The following is a 15068-nucleotide window of genomic DNA, read 5'->3' as shown; positions in this document are numbered from 1 at the left end:
CCAAATAAAGACTCCATCGCTACCCCCCCCTCCCCTCTGCCATCCTGCCAGCAATTAATTAGTCACTATTTTATCGTCTGTTTTTCACTCACCTCGGTAAAAAATAGTGGCCAAAGCGCTTCCCCAGATAAAACAAACGGTTGCCCGCAGAGCGCGTGAATATTTCAATCAACGGCCAATTAATAACCTTACTCAAAAGGGCGTTTTGATTATTTATACCTGAGCATGAACCCGCAGAGTGTGTGTCATTATAAGCTTAACGACAGATGAACAGACTGTGTCCCATGAAACGCATCTTTATATCCGATTAGCTCCCTTCCCATCGCAATCCTTTGATTTCCCCCCGATGTTGTATCCACACATACCTGATGTGTTCGGGGCGATCTGCTGTGGCAAACGTGTAAACATCAAACTGACAAGATGAACTCATGAACTGTGATAAACAACAAGCCATGTCCGGCATCATGCTGGCGGCGATTGGCGTAGTCTATGGCGATATCGGCACCAGCCCGCTCTATACCTTGCGCGAGTGCCTGTCAGGTCAATTCGGGTTCGGCGTCGAGCCGGCCTCCATTCTCGGCTTTCTCTCGCTGATCTTCTGGCTGCTGATCCTGGTGGTGTCGGTCAAGTACCTCTCCTTTGTGATGCGGGCCGACAACGCCGGCGAGGGTGGCATTCTCACCCTGATGTCGCTGGCAACCCGCAACGCCTCCACCCGCTGGACGCCGCTGCTGATCATCCTCGGCCTGATTGGCGGCAGCTTCTTCTATGGTGAGGTGGTGATCACCCCGGCGATGTCGGTGATGTCGGCCATCGAGGGTCTGAGCATTCTCACCCCCGCCCTCGACCCCTATATCGTCACCCTTTCGGTGCTGGTGCTGACCCTGCTGTTTGCCATCCAGAAACATGGCACCGCCATGGTGGGCAAGCTGTTTGCCCCCATCATGCTGATCTGGTTTATGACGCTGGCGGTGCTGGGGCTGCGCGGCATCATCCACAACCCCGAGGTGCTGGGTGCGCTCAACCCCATCTGGGCGGTGCGCTTCTTTATCCAGTACCAGACCACCTCCTTCTTTGCCCTCGGCGCCGTGGTGCTGGCCATCACCGGGGTGGAGGCGCTCTACGCGGATATGGGCCACTTTGGCAAAAATCCGATCCGCCTCGCCTGGTTTATCGTGGTGCTGCCCTCGCTGGTGCTCAACTACTTCGGTCAGGGGGCGCTGCTGCTAAGTAATCCCGCCGCCATTGCCAACCCCTTCTTCCTGCTCGCGCCGAAATGGGCGCTGGTACCGCTGCTGCTGCTGGCAACCATGGCGACGGTGATCGCCTCGCAGGCGGTGATCTCCGGGGTCTTTTCGCTGACCCGGCAGGCGGTGCGCCTCGGTTATCTCTCCCCCATTCGCATCGTTCACACCTCCGAGCAGGAGTCCGGCCAGATCTATATTCCGGTCATCAACTGGATGCTCTATATCTCGGTGGTGATCGTCATCATGAGCTTCGAGCACTCCAGCAATCTGGCGGCGGCCTACGGCATCGCGGTGACCGGCACCATGGTGCTTACCTCCATCCTCTCCTGCTCGGTGGCCAAGAACAGCTGGCACTGGAACAAGTATCTGGTGGCCATCCTGTTTGCCGCGCTGCTCTGTATCGACGTGCCGCTGTTTGCCGCCAACCTCGCCAAGATCTTCTCCGGTGGCTGGCTGCCGCTCACCCTGGGCGCGGTGATGTTCACCGTGATGACCAGCTGGAAGAGCGAGCGTTTCCAGCTTATTCGTCGCCTGAATGAGCACGGCAACTCCCTTGAGCCGATGATCGCCTCGCTGGAAAAATCCCCGCCAACCCGGGTGGCCGGCACTGCCGTCTATATGTCGCGGGTGGTCAATGTGATCCCCCATGCGCTCCTGCACAACCTCAAGCACAACAAGGTGCTGCACGAGCGGATCATCCTGCTCACCCTGCGGGTGGAGGATGTGCCCTACGTCCACAATGTGCGCCGGGTCTGCATCGAGCAGCTCTCCCCCACCTTCTGGCGGGTAGTAGCCAGCTACGGCTGGCGCGAAACCCCGAACGTGGAGGAGATCTTCCACCGCTGCAACGCCGAGGGGCTGAGCTGCCGGATGATGGAGACCTCGTTCTTTATGGCCCACGAGTCGCTCATCATGAAAGACCGCCCCTGGTATCTCTATCTGCGCGGCAAGCTCTTTATGCTGCTGCAGCGCAACGCCCTGCGCGCCCCGGATCAGTTCGAGATCCCGCCCAACCGGGTTATCGAGCTGGGTTCGCAGGTGGATATCTGATGGCGGGTTGATGGCCTCTTAAAGGCATAGAAAACCTCAGCAAATAGAGAGGGAGGCATTGGCCTCCCTCTTCTTTTCCGTTAACCCCGATTACCGCCCCCTCATCCCCAGCCCTTCTCCCGCAAGGGGAGAAGGGGGCAAACCACGGCAAATCGAACCAGCTCATTTCCCCTCACACAACAGCCGTAGGGTGCAACAAGCGCAGCGCCGTGCACCGCGAACATATTTGATAGCGGTGCAATTCACTGCGTTCTTTGCACCCTGCTTATGCTGCGTTTTCCAAGGTGACGAACCCTCTTGGCGGCTTCGTCACAAGTGACGAACGTCACAGTTCGACAGCCACATTCGCGCCTTCACTCAACCACACGAAGATTTTTATTTATTTAAAAACAGCCAGTTAAAACCAATTTCGCTGCAAAAACCATTCTGGCCCGTATCTTGCCAACCAGCCCCTACTTTCTCCGTTCGCGACACGACAAGGTAGGCTATGAACCGCTTCGTTATCGCTGACCCCAAGCTTTGTATCGGCTGTGGCACCTGTATGGCGGCCTGCAGCGAGGTACACAAGGCGCAAGGTTTGCAGCAAGCCCCCCGTTTAACCGTTATGCGACACGAGCAGGCGACCATGCCGGTTCAGTGCCGTCACTGTGACGATGCCCCCTGCATCAAGGTGTGCCCGGTCGAGGCAATTCGCCAGACCGGCGATTGCGTGCAACTCAACGAGTCGCTCTGCATCGGCTGCAACCTCTGCGCCGTGGCCTGCCCCTTTGGTGCCATCCAGAGCGGCGGCAGCCGTCCGGTGGCCGTGGCCACCAGTTACGACACCTATATCCCCTGCTCCATCCGCTCCAGCAACCCCTCCACCTCCGCCGGCCTGCGCTGCTTTGGCGAGGATCTGCTGAGCTGGGAGCCGGGGGTGCGCAGCATCGCGGTCAAGTGCGACCTGTGCGAGTTTCGCACCGATGGTCCGGCCTGTGTCGGTGCCTGTCCCTCCCAGGCACTGAAGCTGGTCAATGACGGCGACTCCGAACGCGCCGCCCGTATCCGTCGCCAGCAAGCGGCCGACACCAACCCGCAAGGGGCCTCCGCCTTCTCGGCGCCTGCCACGGCGCTCCCTGCATCCGATTTATCTACCACAGAGGGAGTTCGCTGATGTTGTCCCCCCTTGTTATGGCCACGCTCCTGCTCTTTTTGCTGGGCGCTGCCGCCGGTTTGCTCCTGCAAAAGCTGCCCGCACTGGCCAACCGCCTCAATAGCGGCTTTGCCCTGCTGGGCTCGCTCGCGGGTCTGGTCGCCGCCATCCAGATCTTTGCCCAAGGCGCCCCCGTCGACGGCCAGCTCTGGCTGCTGGGCTCGGTGCACCTCGACATGCTGGCCGCGCTGATGCTGCTGGTGATTAGCACCGTTGGCGTCGCCGTCGCCCTCTACTCCTTTGCCTATATCCGCGAATATCAGGGCAAGGGGGATGTGGCCATCGGCGCGCTGATGAACCTCTTCCTGTTCGCCATGGTGGGCATGGTACTGGCCGACAACGCGCTCGGTTTCTTGCTCTGCTACGAGCTGGTAACCCTCACCACCTACTGGCTGGTCAAGACCAACCCGGATGCTGCCAAACAGAGCCGCCTCTATCTGGTGATGAACCATATCGGCATGGCGCTGGTGCTGATCGCCTTCTGGCTGCTCTGCCGTGAAAGCGGTTCGCTGGAGTTCGCCGCGCTGCGCGAGCACCATCTGGCGGGCGGTTTGGCCTCTCTGGTGTTCCTGCTAAGCTTCTGCGGTTTTGGCCTGCGCGCCGGTTTCGTGCCGCTGCACGGCTGGCTGCCAGTGGCCGAGCCCGTTGCACCCTCCCATATCTCGGCGCTGATGTCCGGCGTGATGGTGAAGCTGGGTCTCTTTGGCATCTTGCGGGTCAGCATCGATTTTCTCGGCGCCAGCCAGCTCTGGTGGGGCTATGTGGTGCTGATCTTCGGCGCCTGCTCGGCTGTGCTCGGGGTGCTGTTTGCGCTGGCCGAGCATGACCTCAAGCGGCTGCTCGCCTACCACACGGTGGAGAACATCGGCATCATCCTGATGGGGATGGGGATCGGCATGATCGGCATCGCCAACCAGCAACCGGCACTGGTGGTGCTGGGGCTGCTCGGCGCCCTCTATCACCTGCTCAACCACGCCATCTTCAAGAGCCTGCTCTTTATGGGCACCGGCTCTGTGATGTTCCGCCTGCACACCCGCGACATGGACAAGATGGGTGGTCTTGCCAAGCTGATGCCCTGGACTGCGCTGGCGTTCCTGATCGGTGCCATGGCCATCTCGGCGCTGCCGCCGCTCAACGGCTTTGTCAGCGAGTGGTTTATCTACCAGTCGCTCCTTTCCATGACCAAACTCGGCACCTCTGTCGTCGCGCCGCTCGCGGTAGTGATGCTGGCAGTGACCGGCGCCATGGCGGTGATGTGTTTCGTCAAGGTGTATGGCATCTGCTTCTGCGGCGCACCTCGCAGCGAACACGCGAGCCATGCCCGCGAAGTGCCGGGCGCCATGGTGGCAGGCACCCTGCTGCTGGCCGCCGTCTGTCTGGTGCTGGGTCTGGGCGCCCCCTGGATTGCCCCCCATATCGCCAGCTATGGCCAAGCCTTGGTAAGCGGCCAAATGAACGTGGCCACCGGTGCCACCCTGCTGCCGCTCGATAGCAGCCAGGCAATCCTCTCCCCACCCGTTATCGCCATCACCCTGCTGGGTCTGTTCCTCATCCCGCTGCTGGTACTGGCCATCTTCAAGGGGCCCAAGCTCGGTCGTCGTCACGCCGGCACCCCTTGGGCCTGTGGTTACGCCTATGAGGAGCGCATGAGCCTTACCTCCGGCGGTGTCACCCACACCTTGCGCCAACTCTGCGCGCCGCTCTATCGCAAACAGCCGCAGCTCGATCTGGCCAGCGCCCTGCACGGGGTGAGCGATACCAGCGGGACAACCGGCTGGCTACTGCACGGTGTTGTGCTGGCACTCTTTATCCTGATGGCTGTAGGAGTCTGATATGCCTGTTCTTGAAATGCCGAGCTGGGGCATGGTTGCCCTCGCCCTGACCCAGGCCATCGCCATGCTGGCGCTGGCGCCGCTCGCCACCGGTTTCAACCGGGTGCTGCGGGCCAAGATGCACTCCCGTCAGGGGCCGGGCCTGCTGCAGGATTACCGGGATATCGCCAAGCTCCTGCGCCGTCAGGAGGTGACCCCCGAGCCTGCCGGCATCATCTTCAACCTGATGCCTGCGCTGCTCATTGCCGCCCTCTTGCTGGTGGGGATGGCGCTGCCAACCCTGACTCACGAGTCTCCCTTCCCCATCGCCGGGGATCTCATCACCGACATCTATCTGTTCGCCATCTTCCGCTTCTTTTTCTCCCTCTCGGGGCTAGACAGCGGCAGCATGTTTGCAGGGATCGGCTCCCGCCGCGAACTGACCCTCGGCATTCTGGTGGAGCCCATTCTGGTGCTTGCCTGCTTCATCATGGCGATGATGGTGGGCAGCTCGGATCTGGGCAACATCAGCAGCTATGTGGCGACCCAGCCGCTGGCCGCGCCCATCGCCACCCTGCTGGCGGGTGCCGCCTGCGCCTTCGCGGTGTTTGTCGAGATGGGCAAGCTGCCCTTTGACTGCGCCGAAGCCGAGCAGGAGCTGCAGGAGGGGCCGCTCACCGAGTACTCCGGTGCGGGCCTAGCCCTGCTCAAACTCTCCATCGGCCTCAAGCAGCTGGTAGTGGTGCAGCTCTTTCTGGTGATTTTCCTGCCCTTCGGCAAGGCGGCCAACTGGAGTCTGCCTGCGCTCATCGGCGCGGCGCTGATCCTCGCCTGCAAGCTGCTGGTGGCCTTTTTGCTGGCTGGCATCATCGAAAACGCCATGGCCCGTACCCAGTTCGTGCGCACCCACAAGCTCACCCGCTACGGCTTGGGGCTGGCCCTGCTGGCGCTGCTCGCCTATCTGGTCGGGGTCTGAACCATGCCCGCCAGCACAGCAACTTTTTCCGATTTCATCATTTGTGAATGCTCATTCCCGAACATTAAAGTGAGAACTGCATGACCATCGCCATTTCGGATCGCATCGGCTGCGACTACATCCAGCAGGTGCGAGCACAACTGCCCCACGCCATCGTCGACGAGGAGTGGCAAACCGCCGATCAGGCCACCATTACCGTCAAGCCCACCAGTCTGGTCGAGACGGCCAGCCTGATCTTCCATCAGCTGGGGGGCTGGCTTCCGCTCTCCTTTGCCAATGACGAGCGCAGCATCAACGGCCACTTCGCCGTCTACCACGTCTTCTCCATGGAGGGCGACACCAAGTGCTGGATCACCGTCAAGGTGCTAGTAGATGCCGATACCCAGGAATACCCCTCCATCACCCCGACCATTCCGGCGGCGGTGTGGGGCGAGCGGGAGATCCGCGACATGTACGGCCTGCGCGCCATTGGTCTGCCAGACGAACGTCGTCTGGTGCTGCCTGACGACTGGCCGGAGGATATCCATCCCCTGCGCAAGGACGCCATGGATTATCGCCAGCGCCCGATGCCCACCACCGACACCGAGACCTACCCCTTCGTCAATGAGCTCGGCAGTGATGCCAACCGCATCGTGCCGGTCGGCCCGCTGCACATCACCTCGGACGAACCGGGCCACTTTCGTCTGTTCGTCGATGGGGAAGACATCATCGATGCTGACTACCGCCTCTTCTATGTCCATCGCGGCATGGAGAAGCTGGCGGAAACCCGGATGGGCTACAACGAAGTGGCCTTCCTGACCGACCGGGTCTGCGGCATCTGCGGCTTTACCCACAGCGTCGCCTACACCACCTCGGTGGAGAACGCCATGGGTATTCCGGTGCCGGAGCGGGCCAAGATGATCCGCGCCGTGCTGCTGGAGGTGGAGCGCCTGCACAGCCATATCCTCAACATCGGCCTGTCGAGCCACTTCACCGGTTTCGACACCGGCTTCATGCAGTTCTTCCGGGTGCGGGAGAAATCCATGACCCTGGCCGAGCTGCTGACCGGCGCCCGCAAGACCTACGGCCTCAACCTGATTGGCGGGGTACGCCGCGACATCTTCAAGGAAGATCGCATCAAGGGTGCCCAACTGGTGCGGGAACTGCGTGATGAGCTCAAACCCTTGGTCGCCATGCTGCTGGATACCGCCAACATCTCCTCCCGCCTCATCGGTATCGGCAAGCTCGACCCGCAAATTGCCCGCGATTTCAGCTGCGTCGGCCCCATGGTGCGGGCGAGCGGCTTCAAGCGCGACGTGCGCCGGGTCCACGACTTTGCCGGTTACCGCGAACTGCCGATGGAGATCCAGACCAAGGCGGGTTGCGATGTGCAGTCCCGCCTGCTGGTGCGCATCCACGAGCTCTACGACTCCCTCGACATGATTGAGTTCGGCCTGGAGCACCTGCCGGAGGGGCCGCTTTTGACCGAAGGGTTTACCTATCAGCCGGGCAAGTTTGCGCTGGGCTTTACCGAGGCCCCCCGCGGCGAGAACGTCCACTGGAGCATGACGGGGGATAACCAGAAGCTGTTCCGCTGGCGCTGCCGCGCCGCCACCTACGCCAACTGGCCCGCCCTGCGCTACATGCTGCGCGGCAATACCGTGGCGGATGCGCCGCTGATTATCGGCAGTCTGGATCCCTGCTACTCCTGTACCGATCGGGTCACTCTGGTCGACCCCAAGAAGGGCAAGTCCACCGTGGTCTCCTACAAGGAGATCGAGCGCTACGGCATCGACCGCAAACACTCTCCGCTCAAATAAGGGGTCATCATGATCAAGCTGTTCAAGACCATCCTCAAGGCTGGCACCCCGACCGCCAAGTACCCCTTCGCCCCTTACGAGGTGAACCGGGATTTTCGCGGCAAACCCAAATACCAGGCAGATCAGTGCATCGCCTGCGCCGCCTGCACCAAGGCCTGCCCGGCCAACGCGCTGGTGATGGAAGTGGACATGGAGACCGGCGAACGGCGCTGGGAGATCTCCATGGCGCGCTGCATCTTCTGCGGCCGCTGCGAGGAGGTCTGCCCGACCCGCGCCATCGCCCTCTCCCCCGAGTTCGAACTGGCGGTGACCAACAAGGCCGACCTCTATGAGGAGGCCCGCTTCGCGCTGGCCCCCTGCACCCTGTGCGGCACCTACTTTGCCCCGAGCAAGCTGGTGGCGCTGGTGGAGGACACCCTCAAACAGGCAGGCACACCGCTGGCCACCCCGGAGCGGCTGCACCACTGCCCCGACTGCAAACGAAAACAGAGCATGCTGAGCCAGCCTGACTCGGCCCTGATCACACCGATAGCCACACCGATGGCCGCACAAAAGGAGTGGATGTGATGAGCAAGATCAAAGGCATAGAACCGGTTGTCGGCCATGCCCATACCCGCGCCGTGCCGCTGGCACAGGATCCCGAGATCACCAAACTCAAGAAGACCCTGCTCAAGGACATTCGCCGCTCGGCCTATGTCTACCGGGTCGATTGCGGCGGCTGCAACGCCTGCGAGATCGAGATCTTCGCCACCATCACCCCGCTGTTCGATGCCGAGCGCTTCGGCATCAAGGTGGTCGCCTCTCCCCGTCACGCCGACATCCTGCTCTTTACCGGCGCGGTAACCCGGGCGATGCGGGTACCGGCCCTGCGCGCCTATGAAGCGGCCCCCGATCCCAAGATCTGCATCGCCTACGGCGCCTGCGGCTGTGACGGCGGCATCTTCCACGACCTCTACTGCGTCTGGGGCGGCACCGACAAAATCGTGCCGGTGGATGTCTATATCCCCGGCTGCCCCCCCACTCCCGCAGCGACCATCTATGGCTTTGCGGTGGCGCTCGGTCTGCTGGAGCAGAAACTGAAAGCCACCAGCCACGAGGTGCAACCGGGTGAGCGGGTCGAGCTGCGCCACACCGGCATCCCCAACGAGATCCGGGTGATGATCGAGCGCGAAGCGCGCCGCATGGCCGGTTACCGGCAGGGGCGGATCATCGCCGACGAGTTCATGGCCCTGCTCGAAGGAGCGACCCAGCAGGATGTGGATCTGCGTATCCAGAGCTACCTCGATCAGCACGACGATCCGCGTCTGGCGGAGATCGTCAACAACCTCGCAAGCGCCTGCCTCAACCGGGCGGCCGGCAAGGGAGAGGCGGTGCATGGCTGACGAGGTTTTCTTCTATCGCCTCTCGCGCAAGTTCGTCGACGAGCAGTTCGACGTCCCCGAGGAAGCCAAAGAGGTGATGTACTACAGCCTCGCCATCGGCCACCACCTCGGCATCGTCGATTGCCTGCGAGCAGACCTGGTCTGCTCGCTGACCGGTTATCGCGACTGGGTAGCCAAGCTGCCAGAAGGGAGCGAGGCGCGCCGCAAGATGGAGGGGTTTCTCACCTTTGGCGAGATCACCATCTATCGCGAGCACTGCCACATGCTGGCCTGCGCCTTCGACCGACTGCGCAAAGCCGACAATGTGCTCGATGAGCAGGAGCTGGGCTGGACCAACACCTTTATGGATCAGCTCACCGCCCTCTTTAACGACCCCCATATGTACCTGATGGTAAGGAGCCGCTGATGGGCTGCAATCTCGTGTTGACCGTGGGCAATGCCATGATGGGGGACGACGGTGCCGGCCCTTATCTCGCCGACAAGCTGCAGGCCACCCCCCTGCCCGGCTGGATCCATATCGATGGCGGCATCGCGCCAGAAAATGTGGTCTACAAGGTGCGGGAGCTGCAACCGGAGCGGGTGGTGCTGGTAGATGCCGCCGAGATCGGCGAGAAGGCGGGAACCCTGCAGGTGATCCCCCCCGAGACCATCGCCGAGATGTTTATCTTCTCGACCCACAATATGCCGCTCAATTTTTTGATCGACGAGCTCAAGACCTTTGTCCCCGAGGTGATCTTTGTCGGGGTACAACCGGCCATCGTGGCGTTCTCCTTCCCGATGACCGAGATGGTGAGCGAGGCGATGGATTATCTTTATCAGCACCTTGATGCCGCCAGGGATACCAGTCTGTTAATAGATAAACTGGATCAGTGGAATATTGCCAACGCCAACCGGTGATTATTTAGCGAGTTGTTAACGACCGTTATTGATCGACGGTTCCGGCAATGTGATCGAGGCCCGATGTTAAATTAAAAACATCGGGCTAATTGTGCTGAACTTGATATAAAACAAGGTTCTTTTATTTTTTCAAAAAATCGCTAACACTCGCTTTTTTATGACAAAAAAAGCGTTGCCAGTCACAGAAATTTGCCACAAAATGGCGGCCGTTACGGAAGTTGATGGGGTCTGGTGGCCTCCTCGGTCTTCAAAACCGATGTGAGCCGAGAAGGCTTTGGCAGGTTCGATTCCTGCCTCTTCCGCCAAATTTATCTATTGAACAAATACTCTCTCGTTGAGTTTATCTGCCCGAGTTTTATTTTCATCGTTTGTTCAAAATGTTTGAAAGAATACCTTAGTAAAAGGTGCTTGCCGCTTGCCAATATAATCCGAACTCAGGTTATCTCGCTGGCCAAAAATTAATTTATCAGCATCGATGCAGCATTAATTTACACCCGCTCATTTATGCACCCAGTTTGCAGTTATCCGCAAATCGCCAGCAGTGCCATAACCCGTCAGCTCGGCCTCTCTATCGGCAAACCGGTGCGCATCCCGAACCCACGCACTGCACTGGTAATCCCATGCCGAACTCGTCTCACGCGCCAGCCATCCCCCACCGCCAGCCAGCATCAGATCAGGCTGCCGACGATTCACTGCCAGATTCACAGCAACAGCCCAGCCAGCAACAAACGCGCCGTTTGCCGCAAGTGGAACAGCTGCTGCAGCAACCCTTTCTCACCGATTTTATCGAGGCGCTGAGCCGCCCGCTGGTAACCCAGGCGGTGCGCGATACCCTGAGCGAACTGCGCCAGAGCGAGGCGTTTCGCCAGCATGGGGTTGCCTCCGAGCAGATCGAGGTGCTGATTGTCAAACGCTGCCGGCAGCAGTTGCGCCAGCGTCAGACCCGGGTGATCAACGCCACCGGCACCCTGGTGCATACCAATCTGGGGCGCTCGCCACTCAGTCATGAGCTGTGGGACGAGGTGCGTGACCTCAACACCGGCTACAACAATCTGGAGCTGGATCTCGCCACCGGCAAGCGCGGCGGGCGCAAGGGGCTGATCGCCCCCCTGCTTGGCTGCCTCACCCAGGCTGAGGATTCGCTGGTGGTCAACAACAACGCCGCTTCGCTCTTTTTGCTGCTGCAGGAGATAGCAAAGGGGCGCGAGGTGATCGTCTCACGGGGCGAGCAGATCCAGATTGGCGGCGGATTTCGCATCCCCGACATTCTGGCCCTCTCCGGCGCCAAACTGGTGGAGGTGGGCACCACCAATATCACCACCGCCAAAGATTACCTCGATGCCATCACCGATCAGACCGCGCTGGTGCTGATGGTGCACAAATCCAATTTCGCCATTCGCGGTTTTACCGAATCCCCTGATATTGGCGAGGTAGCCCGCGCCCTGCCGGAACACGTGGTGCTGGCGGTGGATCAGGGCTCGGGCTTGACCACCGAGGAGTTTGCACCGGATGAAACCTCGGTGCGCCAGTACATCAAGGCGGGGGCGGATCTGGTCTGCTACTCCGGCGACAAGCTGCTGGGGGGCCCGCAATCGGGCATCATCAGCGGCCGCAGCGACCTCATCAAGCGGCTGGAAAAACACCCCATGATGCGCACCTTCCGCCCTAGCCGCATCGTCTACTCCCTGCTCGAACGCCTGCTCATTCACAAGCTCAACAAGTCCCCCGTCGGCGAAGGGATTGCCCAGCGCACCCTGAGCAACCCTGCCGCCATGCAGGCCAGAGCCTCCCAGCTGATGGCCGCCCTGCCCGGCTGCTTTGTGCCGGTCCCCGCCCAGCTGGTGGTAGGTGGCGGCACCTTGCCGGACGAATTCTACCCGGCGCCAGCGCTGGAGTGCACCGACCCGCGCCCGGCTCAGCAGCTGCTCGATGATTTGCGCGAACTGCCGGTGCCGGTCATCGCCACCGTGCGCCAGCAGAAGGTGCTGCTCAATATGGCGACCCTGCTGCCGACCGAGATGGAGCTGCTGATCGCCCAGCTTAACGAGCTGCTGTTGCCCGCCCCGATCAATGCAACAGAGGAGCCCTGATCCCATGACTTCCTATCGCGCCGTTATCGGGCTTGCCGGCCATGTAGACCACGGCAAGACCCTGCTGATCAAGGCCCTCACCGGCATCACCACCGCCCGCGCCCATGAGCAGGCCATCGGCATGACCCAGGATCTCGGCTTTGCCCACTTTGACGACGGTCAGGGCAACACCATAGGTGTCATCGACGTGCCCGGCCACGAGCGCTATATCCGCAATATGGTGGCGGGGCTCTGGAGTCTGGATCTGGTGCTGCTGGTGATTGCCGCAGACGAGGGGTGGATGCCGATGACCGGCGATCACCTGCGCCTGCTCAAGGCGATGGGGGTGCCGCGCCTGCTGGTCTGCATCAACAAGTGCGATCTGGTCTCCCCCGACGAGCTGGCATTCCTCGAAGATAGCCTGCTGGAGCGGGTGATGGACGAGAGCGGCATGGTGCCCGACATCGTCAGCGTCAGCGCCAAAACCGGTGCCAACATGGCCGCCCTGCACGCCGCCATCGTGCGCCAGCTTGCCGATCTGCCAGCATCGCACGCTGCCCGCGAACAGAGCGCCCCGCGACTGTATGTAGACAGAGTCTTTACCGCCAATGGCACCGGTACCGTGCTCACCGGCACCTTGCAGCAGGGCAGCCTCAAGGTGGGGGACAAGCTGCGCCTCTACCCCGCCGATCGGGAGGTACAGGTGCGCTCCCTGCAGGCCTATCACCAGAGCGTCGAGGAAATTGGCGCAGTCTGTCGGGTGGCGGTGGGCCTTAAAAAAGTGCCTCACAAGGAGGTGGCCCGCGGTCACTGCCTTACCAGCGCAGCTGGCCAGTGCGAGGCGGCGACGCACCTTATCGTGCGGCTCAACGGCGAGAGCCTGAGCGCCAAGGCGCTACGCACGCAGGAGGTCGAGGTGGCCCTCGGCAGCTGGCACGGCCGGGCGCGCTTTGTACCAATAAAAGACTCCCAGCTGGCACGACTGATCTTTACCAGCCCCATCCCCTGCTTTTTCGGCCAGCCGCTCGCCATCATTCGTCACGGCAGCAGTGAACTGCTGCACGGCGCCCGCATCGTCTGGTGCGGCGATATCCACCCCGCCAGACGCAAGGCTCTGCATACCCTGCTGGGCGAGCTGCCAGATGAGCTCGAGCACCACAACCCTGCCACCCTGCAACTGGGGCTCAATGGCTATGTGCTGGCCAGCCGCTTTGACCAGCAGCCCGAGCAGGTCACCCCCCTCGGTGACTGGCTGCTGGACAACCACTGGCTGGCTCAAAGCCGCGATCAACTGCTGGCCACGCTGAAAAGTGAACCCCTTAGTGCCGCAGAGCTGGCGACCCGCTTTGGCATCGCCTTGCAGGTCACTCAAGCCCTGCTCCAGCAGCTCAAGAGCGAGCAGCTTGTTCGCTTGCATCATGACAAGTGGCAACCGGGCAGTGGCGATTCGGAAGATGATCTGGGGGAAGAGGCGCAGCTGGTGCTCAAGGTGGTGCGAGATCAAGGCAAGGAGGGTTACGAGCCCGGTAAACTGGGCCCCGGCGGCGTGGAGCTGGACCCCTTTGTCACCCGCAAGCTGCCCATCGCCCTGCAGCAGGGTTTGCAACAAAAAGGCGCCCTGCAAAAGCAGCTGCGCAACCTGGCGCGACTCAAGTATCTGGTGCAGCTCGATGGCCCCATCTACTACGACGCCGAGCTTTACAACCAGATGGTCGCCGCCGTGCTGGCGGGCCAGCAGGTGGGAGATCTGATCGACATGTCATCCTTAAAGGAGATCACCGGCTTGTCGCGTAAATACGCCATTCCGTTCTGCCTGCGCATGGAGATGGATGGCTGGGTGCGGCGCGAGGAGAACGAGCGCCGGGTGCTGCGTTTGCCGCAGACTCAAGATGAGATGGAGCCGGCATGAGCGCCACCATCGCCCCCTCTGGCTATCCCAATCCTGTGGCCAACCGGCTGCGCCGCGAATTTCATATCGACGGCATCGTACAGGGGGTCGGCTTTCGCCCCTTTGTCTATGGACTGGCACTGCGCCACGGCCTTGCCGGTTATGTGTTGAACGATGCCAACGGCGTCACCATTGGCGCCGAAGGATCGCCCGAGCAGCTGGCCAGCTTTGCCCGCGAACTGCGGGAACTGGCGCCGCCCTTAAGCCGAATCGATCACTTCAGCGAGCGGGAACTGCCCTTCGCTGATGATCCCGACTTCGATGGCCAATTTCATGGCCAGTTTCGAATTAAAGCGAGCCAGCAGCAGAGCGCCGCCACGGTCGCCATCTCGCCGGATCAGGGGATGTGCGAGGCGTGCGCCAACGATGTGGCCAATCCCGCAGATCGCCACCACCACTACCCCTTTACCAACTGCACCCACTGCGGTCCGCGCTACACCATCATCCGCCGCCTCCCCTACGATCGGCCCCACACCGCCATGGCGGGCTTTGCCATGTGCCCGCGCTGTGCGGCGGCCTATGAAAACCCGCTGGACAGACGCTACCACGCCCAGCCGGTGAGCTGCCCCGAGTGCGGGCCGCATCTGACCTGGCGCTCCGGCCGCGGCGATGCGCTGGCCGAGCGTGAGGATGCCCTGTACACCGCTGCCCGCGCCCTGCAAGCAGGCAAGCTTATCGCGGTCAAGGGGATGGGGGG

General features: G+C 61.4%; 12 protein-coding genes and 1 tRNA gene. All 13 read left to right on the top strand.

What is annotated here, in order from left to right; all coding sequences use genetic code 11:
• The first annotated feature begins 428 nt into the window (after positions 1 to 428).
• Positions 429 to 2297: a low affinity potassium transporter Kup gene (gene kup, locus AACS24_RS04825; RefSeq protein ID WP_108572530.1), complete on the top strand. Its 1869-nt coding sequence runs from the start codon at positions 429 to 431 to the stop codon at positions 2295 to 2297.
• 487 nt (positions 2298 to 2784) lie between these two features.
• The gene (locus tag AACS24_RS04820; protein WP_108572529.1) at positions 2785 to 3450 is read left to right on the top strand and encodes a 4Fe-4S dicluster domain-containing protein; all 666 of its coding nucleotides are present in this window, start codon (positions 2785 to 2787) and stop codon (positions 3448 to 3450) included.
• Positions 3450 to 5321, top strand: coding sequence for a hydrogenase 4 subunit B (hyfB, locus tag AACS24_RS04815; RefSeq protein WP_108572528.1), 1872 nt, complete (start codon positions 3450 to 3452; stop codon positions 5319 to 5321). Before AACS24_RS04820 ends, hyfB begins: the two co-directional genes overlap by 1 nt.
• A 1-nt stretch (position 5322) precedes the next feature.
• Positions 5323 to 6276 (top strand): respiratory chain complex I subunit 1 family protein, encoded by a 954-nt coding sequence (locus tag AACS24_RS04810; protein WP_108572527.1) that lies wholly within the window; start codon positions 5323 to 5325, stop codon positions 6274 to 6276.
• An 80-nt stretch (positions 6277 to 6356) separates the two neighbouring features.
• Positions 6357 to 8075: a hydrogenase large subunit gene (locus AACS24_RS04805; RefSeq protein WP_108572526.1), complete on the top strand. Its 1719-nt coding sequence runs from the start codon at positions 6357 to 6359 to the stop codon at positions 8073 to 8075.
• Positions 8076 to 8084: 9 nt separating this feature from the next.
• Entirely contained in the window at positions 8085 to 8642 is a 558-nt protein-coding gene (locus tag AACS24_RS04800) for a formate hydrogenlyase complex iron-sulfur subunit (protein WP_005345227.1), read from the top strand.
• Positions 8642 to 9457 (top strand): NADH-quinone oxidoreductase subunit B family protein, encoded by an 816-nt coding sequence (locus tag AACS24_RS04795; protein ID WP_108572525.1) that lies wholly within the window; start codon positions 8642 to 8644, stop codon positions 9455 to 9457. Before AACS24_RS04800 ends, AACS24_RS04795 begins: the two co-directional genes overlap by 1 nt.
• Complete coding sequence (locus tag AACS24_RS04790) at positions 9450 to 9863, top strand: formate hydrogenlyase maturation HycH family protein (RefSeq protein WP_016350983.1); 414 nt, start codon at positions 9450 to 9452, stop codon at positions 9861 to 9863. The genes AACS24_RS04795 and AACS24_RS04790 overlap by 8 nt, the downstream gene beginning before the upstream one ends.
• Complete coding sequence (gene hycI / locus AACS24_RS04785) at positions 9863 to 10354, top strand: hydrogenase maturation peptidase HycI (RefSeq protein ID WP_108572524.1); 492 nt, start codon at positions 9863 to 9865, stop codon at positions 10352 to 10354. The genes AACS24_RS04790 and hycI overlap by 1 nt, the downstream gene beginning before the upstream one ends.
• 213 nt (positions 10355 to 10567) lie before the next feature.
• Positions 10568 to 10659 (top strand) — tRNA-Sec (locus tag AACS24_RS04780).
• 315 nt (positions 10660 to 10974) lie between these two features.
• Complete coding sequence (gene selA / locus AACS24_RS04775) at positions 10975 to 12444, top strand: L-seryl-tRNA(Sec) selenium transferase (protein ID WP_181364313.1); 1470 nt, start codon at positions 10975 to 10977, stop codon at positions 12442 to 12444.
• A gap of 4 nt (positions 12445 to 12448) precedes the next feature.
• Positions 12449 to 14332, top strand: a complete 1884-nt coding sequence (gene selB, locus AACS24_RS04770) for a selenocysteine-specific translation elongation factor (RefSeq protein ID WP_108572523.1) — start codon at positions 12449 to 12451, stop codon at positions 14330 to 14332.
• On the top strand, positions 14329 to 15068 hold a 740-nt coding region (locus tag AACS24_RS04765), incomplete at its 3' end, for an acylphosphatase (protein ID WP_258223105.1). The genes selB and AACS24_RS04765, both read left to right, overlap by 4 nt.

This window comes from Aeromonas sp. HMWF016 (assembly GCF_963878195.1).
Classification (GTDB): Bacteria; Pseudomonadota; Gammaproteobacteria; order Enterobacterales; family Aeromonadaceae; genus Aeromonas; species Aeromonas lacus.
This window is presented reverse-complemented; position numbering and strand designations above follow the sequence as displayed.

Excerpts from the sequence above, each read along its gene's own strand:
- kup (WP_108572530.1), top strand. The coding sequence starts at position 429 with ATGAACTGTGATAAACAACAAGCCATGTCCGGCATCATGCTGGCGGCG.
- hycI (WP_108572524.1), top strand. The coding sequence starts at position 9,863 with ATGGGCTGCAATCTCGTGTTGACCGTGGGCAATGCCATGATGGGGGAC.
- AACS24_RS04795 (WP_108572525.1), top strand. The coding sequence starts at position 8,642 with ATGAGCAAGATCAAAGGCATAGAACCGGTTGTCGGCCATGCCCATACC.
- AACS24_RS04790 (WP_016350983.1), top strand. The coding sequence starts at position 9,450 with ATGGCTGACGAGGTTTTCTTCTATCGCCTCTCGCGCAAGTTCGTCGAC.
- selA (WP_181364313.1), top strand. The coding sequence starts at position 10,975 with ATGCCGAACTCGTCTCACGCGCCAGCCATCCCCCACCGCCAGCCAGCA.
- hyfB (WP_108572528.1), top strand. The coding sequence starts at position 3,450 with ATGTTGTCCCCCCTTGTTATGGCCACGCTCCTGCTCTTTTTGCTGGGC.
- AACS24_RS04810 (WP_108572527.1), top strand. The coding sequence starts at position 5,323 with ATGCCTGTTCTTGAAATGCCGAGCTGGGGCATGGTTGCCCTCGCCCTG.
- AACS24_RS04820 (WP_108572529.1), top strand. The coding sequence starts at position 2,785 with ATGAACCGCTTCGTTATCGCTGACCCCAAGCTTTGTATCGGCTGTGGC.
- AACS24_RS04800 (WP_005345227.1), top strand. The coding sequence starts at position 8,085 with ATGATCAAGCTGTTCAAGACCATCCTCAAGGCTGGCACCCCGACCGCC.
- AACS24_RS04805 (WP_108572526.1), top strand. The coding sequence starts at position 6,357 with ATGACCATCGCCATTTCGGATCGCATCGGCTGCGACTACATCCAGCAG.
- selB (WP_108572523.1), top strand. The coding sequence starts at position 12,449 with ATGACTTCCTATCGCGCCGTTATCGGGCTTGCCGGCCATGTAGACCAC.